Here is a 9,597-nt window from a genome sequence, read left to right on the forward strand (position 1 = left end):
TTTTCATGGCAAAAATTATCGGGATTACGGGTGGCATTGCCTCGGGTAAGTCAACTGTGACAGAGTTTTTGAGGCAGCAAGGCTATCAGGTCATCGATGCAGATCAGGTAGTGCATGAGCTACAGGAGCCGGGGGGCCGACTTTATCAAGCTCTCTTATCCGCTTTTGGTTCTGCTATTTTACAGGAAGATGGACGCTTGGACCGACCCAAGCTGGGAGCTATGCTTTTTGGCAATCCCGAACTCTTGGCCCAGTCCAGTCAGATTCAGAACGAGATTATTCGAGAGGAACTAGCTCGTCGACGGGACTTGCTAGCAGAAACGGAAGCTGTCTTTTTTATTGACGTTCCCTTGCTGTTTGAGTTACAATATGAAGACTGGTTTGACCAGATCTGGCTGGTGGATGTGGCGGAGGAAACTCAGCTCAGCCGCTTCATGGCTCGAAATGCTCTTAATCTGGAAGAGGCTGAAAAACGCATAGCAGCTCAGCTATCTCTCCAAGAAAAGCGAAAGAGGGCGGATGTGCTCATTGAGAATAATGGGAGTGTGGAGGAGACTTTGGCTCAAGTTGATCAGCTTTTAAAAACAGAAAGAAGATGATTCTATCACGGTACAAGTAAATTGGAAACATAATCTGAAAATCGCTTGGTTTGGCAACTTCCTGACAGGTGCCAGCATTTCTCTGGTCACTCCTTTTATGCCCCTTTTTGTGGAGCAGCTGGGCGCGCGTGGTCATGAAGTGGAGTACTATGCTGGTCTGGGTATTGCCCTTTCGGCTGTTTCAGCGGCCTTTCTATCTCCTGTCTGGGGCAGTCTGGCCGACCGCTATGGGCGGAAACCTATGATGATTCGGGCTGCTACGGCAATGGTCTTTACCATGGGAGGCCTTGCCTTTGTGCCCAATATTTTCTGGCTCTTAGTCTTGCGCTTTCTCAATGGCGTTTTTGCTGGTTATGTTCCCAACAGTACAGCTCTGATTGCCAGTCAGGCTCCTAAGGACAAGACGGGTTATGCGCTGGGAACTTTGGCAACAGGTGTTGTTGCTGGCAATCTCATGGGGCCTTTGATTGGCGGAGTGATTGCTGAAGTCTTTGGTATCCGCAATGTCTTTCTGTTGATTGGCTTTTTCTTTCTGATTGCGACTCTGATGACGGTTGCTTTCATCCAAGAAGATTTTAGCCCAGTGACCAAGGAAGAGGAGATTGGCTTTAGAGAGCTAATACGTCAGATCAAATATCCTAAGCTGTTGATGAATCTTTTTCTGACTAGCTTTGTCATTCAGTTTGCAGCCCAGTCTATTGGCCCTATCTTATCCCTTTACATTCGGGAGCTAGGTCAGACAGACAATCTGATTTTTGTCTCTGGTCTGATTGTCTCTAGTATGGGTCTGTCCAGCATGATGAGTTCTAGTCTTCTGGGGCGATTGGGGGATCGGATGGGCAATCATCGCCTGCTGGTTTTAGCTCAGTTTTATTCCATAATCATTTACCTACTCTGTGCTCATGCAGCCTCCTCTCTTCAGCTCGGTTTTTACCGTTTCTTGTTTGGCTTAGGAACTGGAGCTTTGGTGCCGGGAGTCAACGCTCTATTGAGCAAGATTACGCCTAAGTTTGGAATTTCCCGAATCTTTAGTTACAACCAGATCTTCTTTTATCTGGGAGGTGTCATCGGCCCCATGTCTGGCTCGGCCATTGCAGCGACAGCAGGCTATCATTCAGTCTTTTATGCTACGGCCGGTTTAGTAGCAGTCAGTCTCCTCATCAACCTTTTTTGTTTTAGAAATTTATTGAAAAAGAAGGAAATCTAGTGCGCGTTAAAATTCATTTGAAATGCTCCAGTTGCGGCAGTCAGAATTATCTGACCAGCAAAAACATCAAGACTCATCCTGACAAGATTGAGGTTTTGAAGTATTGCCCCAAGGAAAGAAAAGTAACCTTACATCTTGAATCTAAATAGATTTTATGATAAAATAGATGAGATTTTAAGGAGTTTTGTTTATGTATAGCCTATTATTAACAATTTTAGTTATTTTATCAGCTTTTATTATTATTGCAATTTTCATGCAGCCAACCAAAAATCAGTCTAGCAACGTGTTTGATTCTAGTGCCAATGATCTCTTCGAGCGGTCTAAGGCACGTGGATTTGAAGCAGTCATGCAGCGATTAACGGGAGTTATGATCTTTTTCTGGTTGCTGATTGCCTTGGTATTGGCGGTATTATCTAGTAAATAAAATGGGCTCTGACTTTGTCTTGGCCTTTTTTTAAAGTCTAAAAGAGGATCAGTAAAGGTCAATAGACCAATAATGAATAGAAAGAAAGTATGAAATCAGAAATTATTGAATATTTAAAAGACAGGCAGCAGGTTAGCGTAGATGAGCTGGCGTCTGCTTTGGGGAAAGAGTCTTCCAAGGACTTTAGTGACTTGGTCAAGACTATCTCCCAGATGGAAAGAAAGCATCAGATTCGCTTTGATGATACTGGGCGGATTGAGCTTTATGAGAAGAAAAAGCAGGAGCGTCTGACGCTCAAAGGTATTTTTCATGCCCACAAGAATGGCTTTGGCTTTGTCACCCTGAATGAGGAAGAGGATGACCTCTTTGTCGGCCGTAATGACGTCAATCATGCCATTGATGGCGATACGGTGGAAGTAGTCATTACCAAGGTGGCAGACCGGATCAAGGGAACGTCAGCTGAGGCTAAGATTATCGATATTCTGGAGCACAGCCTGACCACGGCAGTTGGCCAGCTGGTTCTGGATGAGGAAAAGCCCAAGTATGCAGGCTACATCCGCTCGAAAAACCAGAAAATCAGCCAACCTATTTATGTCAAAAAACCAGCCTTGGTTTTGGATGGTACAGAGATACTCAAGGTTGCTATTGACAAATATCCGACCAAGAAACACGATTTCTTTGTGGCGAGTCTGGTCGATGTAGTAGGTCATGTCAACGACCCTGGCATCGATGTACTAGAAGTGCTGGAGTCTATGGACATTGTCTCCGAATTTCCAGAAAAGGTCTTGGAAGAAGCCGAGCGAGTTCCAGATGCACCGACAGAGAGTGATTTGGAAGGGCGTTTGGACCTGCGAGAAGAGATTACCTTCACCATCGATGGAGCGGATGCCAAAGACTTGGACGATGCTGTCCATATCAAGCGCTTGAAAAATGGCAACTTTGAACTTGGCGTCCATATCGCAGATGTGTCCTACTATGTCAAAGAAGGCTCTGAGCTGGACAAGGAAGCCCTTAATCGGGCAACTTCAGTCTATGTGACCGACCGCGTGGTACCTATGCTGCCAGAGCGCTTGTCCAACGGTATCTGTTCCCTCAATCCCAATGTGGATCGGCTGACCCAGTCGGCGATCATGGAGATAGATGCCAAGGGGCGCGTGGTCAAGCATACCATTACCCAGACTGTTATCAAGACGACCTTCCGCATGACTTACAGTGATGTCAACGACATCATCGCAGGAGATGAGGAAAAAGCTGCGCAGTTCAAAGCCATTGTGCCTAGTATTGACAGCATGGTCCAGCTGCATGAGATTATGGAAAGCATGCGCTTTAAACGTGGTGCGCTTAACTTTGATACCAATGAAGCCAAAATCATGGTCAACAAGGAAGGACGCCCAGTGGATATTGTTCTGCGTCAGCGGGGAATTGCCGAGCGAATGATTGAGTCCTTTATGCTGGTGGCGAATGAAACGGTGGCTGAGCATTTTGCCAAGCTAAATCTGCCCTTCATCTATCGGATTCACGAGGAGCCTAAGGCGGAGAAGGTGCAGAAGTTTATCGACTACGCCTCTAGCTTTGGGATTCGGATATACGGGACGGCTAGCTCTATGAGTCAGCAGGCTCTGCAGGATATTATGGAGGCGGTGAAAGACCAGCCTTATGAGGATGTCCTGTCCATGATGCTTTTGCGCTCCATGCAGCAGGCTCGCTACTCTGAGCACAATCACGGCCACTATGGTCTGGCAGCAGAGTTTTATACGCATTTCACCAGTCCGATTCGTCGTTATCCTGACCTTCTGGTTCACCGGATGGTACGGGATTATGGCAAGTCTAAAGCAATAGCAGAGCATTTTGAGCGAGTAATTCCAGACATTGCAAGCCAGTCTTCCAGCCGAGAGCGTCGAGCTATCGAGGCTGAGCGGGAAGTCGAAGCCATGAAGAAGGCTGAGTACATGGAGGAATTTGTCGGGGAAGAGTTTGACGGTGTGGTTTCAAGCGTGGTTAAGTTTGGACTCTTTGTCGAGCTGCCCAATACGGTCGAAGGCCTGATTCATGTCACCAACCTGCCAGAGTTTTACAGCTACAATGAGCGGACGATGACCCTGCAAGGAGAAAAGTCTGGCGTGGTCTTCAAGGTCGGTCAGCAGATTCGCATCAAACTGGTCCGAGCGGATAAGGCTACAGGCGAGATTGACTTTGAGTACCTGCCTAGTGAATTTGACCTGGTAGAAAAGACTAGCAAGAGTAGTAGAGGCAGGTCAGGCAGAAAGAGACGCCATGAGGATGACCAGCGCAGCCATTCTTCTAAAGAAAAAGGCCACAGAGATAAGAAAAATAAGAATTTCAAGAAAGGCAAGAGCCAGAAGGCATTTTACAAGGAACTAGTCAAGAAAGGAGCCAAGCATGGCAAAGGGAGAAGGAAAGGTCGTCGCGCAAAATAAAAAGGCCAGACACGACTACACCATCGTGGACACCATCGAGGCTGGCATGGTGCTGACCGGGACGGAAATCAAGAGCGTCCGCGCTGCCCGTATCAATCTCAAAGACGGCTTTGCCCAAATCAAGAACGGTGAGGTCTGGCTCAGCAATGTCCATATCGCTCCTTATGAAGAGGGCAATATCTGGAACCAAGAGCCTGAGCGCCGCAGAAAACTGCTGCTGCATAAGAAGCAGATCCAAAAGCTGGAGCAGGAAACCAAGGGAACTGGTATGACGCTGGTGCCGCTCAAGGTTTATCTTAAGGACGGCTATGCCAAGCTCCTCCTGGGCTTAGCCAAAGGGAAGCACGACTATGACAAACGTGAGTCCATCAAACGCCGCGAGCAAAACCGAGACATCGCAAGACAAATGAAAAATTTTAATACAAGATGAAAGACTGGGTGACCGGTCTTTTTTAGGTTTCAACTCTGACTTGAGAATTATGCTATAATGGGAGGGATGAGTGTTTGAGAATGAATGAGAAAAGGAGAAGAAAATGAAGAAGCAAGTAATATGTAACCGGAGTTGGTGCAGGAGGAAACTGATACGATGAGGAATATATTATCAAATAAGCATGCTTTTCAATTTGTGTTAGCTAGCCTAATTCTTATCCCTTTCATTATAGTAGGTACTGTTGGGTTACAACAATTATTTAAAGAACCTGAAAAAGTCGAATATTCCATTGAAGAATACCATTCTGTAAAGGAAAACGTATATTTTTTCGGGAATCAACGAAAATTCGTTTTAGTACGTAGAGGTTCTTTTGGGAATGGTACCTATCTTTATACAACCGAGCGGAAAGTGATGACAAATAAAGGTGGAGTTGATTTAACCGATAGAACAAACATGCCCAAATCAGATTATTGGAAGATCCGTCTTTATGACTATAGAACAGAAGACTTAGCCGTTAAAGAAGTGGATCTAAACAAAGTAGTCGCAGACTATAATTCTAGTTTTTTTCCAATTGATTTAAAGATTTTTAGCTATCGTAATAATCCTAAGAACGTCATCAATATAGAAGTTAAAGATAATCAAGGTGATATGAAAACCTTTGTTTTAAACATTGATAGTGGAAAAGTAGAAGGAGAGTATCAAGAGCGTTCAGATATGTATGAAGCGGGTCCTTACTTTTATTATACAACACTGGATCAGTCTGCAAAAGATAAGGGGTATTTATTAGATCGTCTCATCAGTATTTATAGCGATTTTAAAGCAGAGGGGAAGGTTATTGATACCAACATCAATCTCTTTGAGGAATATCCTGAAATTGAGAAAAAAATAACTGAAAGAGATTGGATTCTTTATCCTCAAGAAGAATACGTGACTCCAGAGGAATGGTTTGACAAAGTTTTGTACTGGATGGCTCCTAAGGGAGAAGAGAAACTGACGATTTATGGTATAGATACTAAGGGTCAGGTTTCTGATACCCCACTCACAACTTATGCAGAATATCAAGCCTGGGTTCAAAAACAACGATCAGAAGGGAATATAAATGAAACGAATTGATCCTGACAGAATTAAGAGTAGACAAGCGTGAGTCCATCAAATGTCGCGAGCAAAACTGCGACATGACAAGGCAGTTGAAGAACTTTAATACAAGATGAAAGCTCTTCAGGACAAGCTGTCGTATAAGATACGGGGACTTAATTTATAAAATAAAACTTAATGTATGATATGAGCAAGAATTGACTAGTGAATCATTTCTTGCTTTTTTGATAGTGATACATTGAATACCCTAGCACTTGTCAAGTCTGGCTTTTTCGAGTATGATAAAGACAGTTAAAATTTTGAAATTTGGCTTTCAGAGAAAGGATTTTTATGACAGAAGAATTACTAGCCTATAAACGTATGCCAGTGTGGACAGCTGAGACCATGCCCGAACTGGTCAATAACAAGCACAATACCAAAGAGGGAACTTGGGGTAAAATCACTGTTCTCAAAGGATGTCTTAAGTTTGTCGAGATGTCAGAGGAGGGTGAGGAGCTGGTTGAGCACATCTTTGAGGCCGGTCAGGACAATCCTTTTGCCCAGCCCCAAGCTTGGCATCGAGTTAAAGCCTTGACGGATGATTTGGAGTGGTATTTGGAATTTTACTGTCGGCCTGAGGATTACTTCCCTAAGAAATACGGCAGCAATCCAGTGCACTCAGAGGTTTTGGAAGCCATGCAGACTGTCCACCCAGGACGGGCCTTAGATCTAGGTTGCGGTCAAGGTCGCAATGCCCTCTTTCTGGCTAAGAAAGGCTTTGAAGTAACGGCCGTAGATCAGAATGAGCTGGCACTGGAGATCCTACGTAGCATTGTGGAACAGGAAGATTTGGATCTGCCAGTGGGTAGCTACGATATCAACTCAGCTAGTCTAACCCAGACTTATGATTTGATTGTTTCCACTGTTGTACTTATGTTCCTGCAGGCAGAGCGGATTCCAGATATTATCCGCAATATGCAAGAACATACAGCGCTTGGCGGCTACAATCTTATCGTCTGTGCTATGGATACAGAGGACTTCCCTTGCTCTGTTCCCTTCCCATTTACTTTTAAGGAAGGGGAGCTTGCGGAGTATTATAAAGACTGGGAGCTGGTCAAGTACAATGAAAATCCTGGCCACCTCCATCGCCGTGATGAAAACGGCAATCGAATTCAGCTGCGCTTTGCGACTATGCTGGCTAAAAAAGTGAGATAAATTTTTTGAAGCTCAAGTCGGCTCTGCCAAAATCTCTAGTGAATTGCTTATAAATATTTTATAGCAGGATGTTTTCTGATAAGATAAAAAATAATAGCCTTTCCTCTAAATAAGATGGGGCTATTTTTTGTTTATCTGCTCTGATTCGAGAAAAAAGTAGAGGAAATATAGATTAGATAAAAAATATACATAATTTTGTGTAAACGCTTGCAAAAAGATTAGAAAGAGAGTATACTAAAGTAGGAATGTTAAGGTATTACGGTTTATGTTGTTTAGACTGGGAGTTGATTCCAGCCCCGCAGATAGTCAAAAGGAGATAGACTATGAAGAAAATACTGCTCAGACTAATGTTCCTTGCAATGTTAGTTGCTCTTTTGCCTGTTCATGTGGCACAAGCGTGTTCTGCTTTTATTGTCGGTAAAGATCTGACAGCAGATGGCTCTACTCTATTTGGTCGGACAGAGGACTATCCAAACGCCCCTGACGGTGGTCGGCACAATCAAAACTATGTAGTTGTGCCAGCTAAGACCTATAAAGATGGCGATAAGATAGAAGATGAGTCAAATGGCTTTACCTATCCGCATTTGGCGAATGAAATGAAATACACAGCTGTCTACGACTCTGATCGTGACAACGGAAGTAACGGAAACTTCGCTGCGCATGGCTTTAATGAACTTGGTGTAGCTATGACAGCGACCGTTTCAGCAACACCAAATGATAAAGTGCTAAAAGAAGATCCACTTGTAAAAGATGGTCTTCCAGAAGCATCATTAGTTGACCTTGCTTTGCCTCGTGCAAAAACAGCACGTGAAGTTATTGAGACAGTTGCGAAAGTTCTGGATGAAAAAGGATCAGCAGAAGGAAATATAATCGTTGCAGCAGATAAGAATGAACTGTGGTACATGGAAATCCTGTCTGGTCACCAATACGTAGCTATCAAGTTCCCAACGAATAAGTATGCTGTCTTTGCAAATACTTACTATCTTGGTCACGTTGACTTGAACGATAAGGAAAATGTCATTGCTTCTAAAGACGTGGAAGAAGTAGCTAAAAAAGCAGATAACTATAAGACTGATAAAGATGGCAACTTTATGATTGCTAAATCTTACGGACCTGATGAATACATGGAACGTAACCGTTCACGGACCTATGCAGGTATCAAGTGGATGGATCCACAAGCAAAAGTAAATTATGACGATGAAGCTTTTGATCTCTTGCGCGAACCAACTGATCCAAATAAGAAATACACGGTTCATGATGTGATCGCGGAACAAAGAAATCGTTTTGAACACTTGCCAGAATATAAAGCAGATGACTTAGTTGAAGTCGGTAAGAAGATTGACGGAAATGTCTATAAATACGCTCTAGGTAACGAAAACGTAATCGACGCCCACGTTTATCAAATCAAACCAAACCTACCAAATGCCTTTGGCGGTATCATGTGGCTCGGTCTTGCCCAAAGCCGCAATACTCCGTATGTGCCATTCTATGGTAATGTAGAAGATACTTACGAAGCTTTCAAAAACCGCTCAACCAAATATGACGGTAAATCTTGGTACTGGTCTGTTTGGCATATTGACCAAATGGCTATGAAATATCCAGAAATCTTTGGCAATAGCATCCAAGAAAAATGGAAAGAAAAAGAAGCAGAGTGGGATAAAGAACAGATTGAGCGCGATGCCAAATATGCAGGCTATACTGATGAACAAGCGAAAGAGGCTGGTCCTGAAGTGACCAAAGAAGCTTTGGAACGCTCAGAAAAAATCTTTAAAGAAATCAAAGCTATCGAAGCAGAGATGGAAGAAAAGATTAAGAAGGAAAAAGGTAAAGATGCGGATCTGGTTTATGAGGGTTATAACAAAGCAAACTTGTTAGCAGAATACAAAAATAGCAAGAAAGACGGTCAATCAGAACAATCTGAAACCAAGAAGGGTGATTCTAATCAGTATGGTATGTTACTGATTATCGCTTTGGTTGTGATTATTCCTGGATTTATTGCATTCAGACGATCTAACAAGAAAAAAGATCAAAACTAAATTTTAAACTCAAGCCAGAAATGTTGATTTCTGGCTTTTTTAGATATTGGCTCTTTGTCAACTGTAGTGGGTTGATGTCAGCTAACATCTGGAGAGGACCGAATTGGTTCTCTCCTTTTTGATATTCAAAGTGATGAGAATTCTAGTTCTAAAGTTGTCAAAGTTCCGAAATCC

At 43.4% G+C, this 9,597-nt stretch carries 9 protein-coding genes and 1 pseudogene; all 10 read left to right on the top strand.

Features of this window, described 5'->3' with window-relative positions:
• Positions 1-5: 5 nt before the first annotated feature.
• Positions 6-599 carry a dephospho-CoA kinase gene (coaE, locus tag FZ952_RS09650; protein WP_148881516.1) on the top strand — a complete coding sequence of 198 codons (594 nt, stop codon included), beginning with the start codon at positions 6-8 and terminating at the stop codon, positions 597-599.
• Positions 600-603: 4 nt separating this feature from the next.
• Complete coding sequence (locus tag FZ952_RS09655; RefSeq protein ID WP_316246206.1) at positions 604-1,806, top strand: multidrug efflux MFS transporter; 1,203 nt, start codon at positions 604-606, stop codon at positions 1,804-1,806.
• The gene (gene rpmG, locus FZ952_RS09660; protein ID WP_062199720.1) at positions 1,806-1,955 is read left to right on the top strand and encodes a 50S ribosomal protein L33; all 150 of its coding nucleotides are present in this window, start codon (positions 1,806-1,808) and stop codon (positions 1,953-1,955) included. Before FZ952_RS09655 ends, rpmG begins: the two co-directional genes overlap by 1 nt.
• A 41-nt stretch (positions 1,956-1,996) precedes the next feature.
• Positions 1,997-2,230 carry a preprotein translocase subunit SecG gene (secG, locus tag FZ952_RS09665; protein ID WP_037618407.1) on the top strand — a complete coding sequence of 78 codons (234 nt, stop codon included), beginning with the start codon at positions 1,997-1,999 and terminating at the stop codon, positions 2,228-2,230.
• Between the two features lie 89 nt (positions 2,231-2,319).
• A complete protein-coding gene (gene rnr, locus FZ952_RS09670; RefSeq protein ID WP_148881518.1) occupies positions 2,320-4,668 on the top strand; it encodes a ribonuclease R in 2,349 nt (782 codons plus the stop codon).
• Positions 4,631-5,098 (top strand): SsrA-binding protein SmpB, encoded by a 468-nt coding sequence (gene smpB, locus FZ952_RS09675; RefSeq protein WP_148881519.1) that lies wholly within the window; start codon positions 4,631-4,633, stop codon positions 5,096-5,098. The genes rnr and smpB overlap by 38 nt, the downstream gene beginning before the upstream one ends.
• Positions 5,099-5,254: 156 nt before the next feature.
• Complete coding sequence (locus tag FZ952_RS09680) at positions 5,255-6,211, top strand: hypothetical protein (protein ID WP_262366356.1); 957 nt, start codon at positions 5,255-5,257, stop codon at positions 6,209-6,211.
• A 20-nt stretch (positions 6,212-6,231) separates the two neighbouring features.
• Positions 6,232-6,309 (top strand): annotated as a pseudogene (locus FZ952_RS09685) (SsrA-binding protein); the annotation flags it as partial.
• 214 nt (positions 6,310-6,523) lie between these two features.
• Positions 6,524-7,387 (top strand): SAM-dependent methyltransferase TehB, encoded by an 864-nt coding sequence (tehB, locus tag FZ952_RS09690; RefSeq protein WP_148881520.1) that lies wholly within the window; start codon positions 6,524-6,526, stop codon positions 7,385-7,387.
• A gap of 323 nt (positions 7,388-7,710) precedes the next feature.
• Positions 7,711-9,423: a C69 family dipeptidase gene (locus FZ952_RS09695; protein ID WP_148881521.1), complete on the top strand. Its 1,713-nt coding sequence runs from the start codon at positions 7,711-7,713 to the stop codon at positions 9,421-9,423.
• Positions 9,424-9,597 lie beyond the last annotated feature (174 nt).

The sequence above is a fragment of the Streptococcus sp. Marseille-P7376 genome (assembly GCF_902460385.1).
GTDB classification, from domain to species: Bacteria; Bacillota; Bacilli; order Lactobacillales; family Streptococcaceae; genus Streptococcus; species Streptococcus sinensis.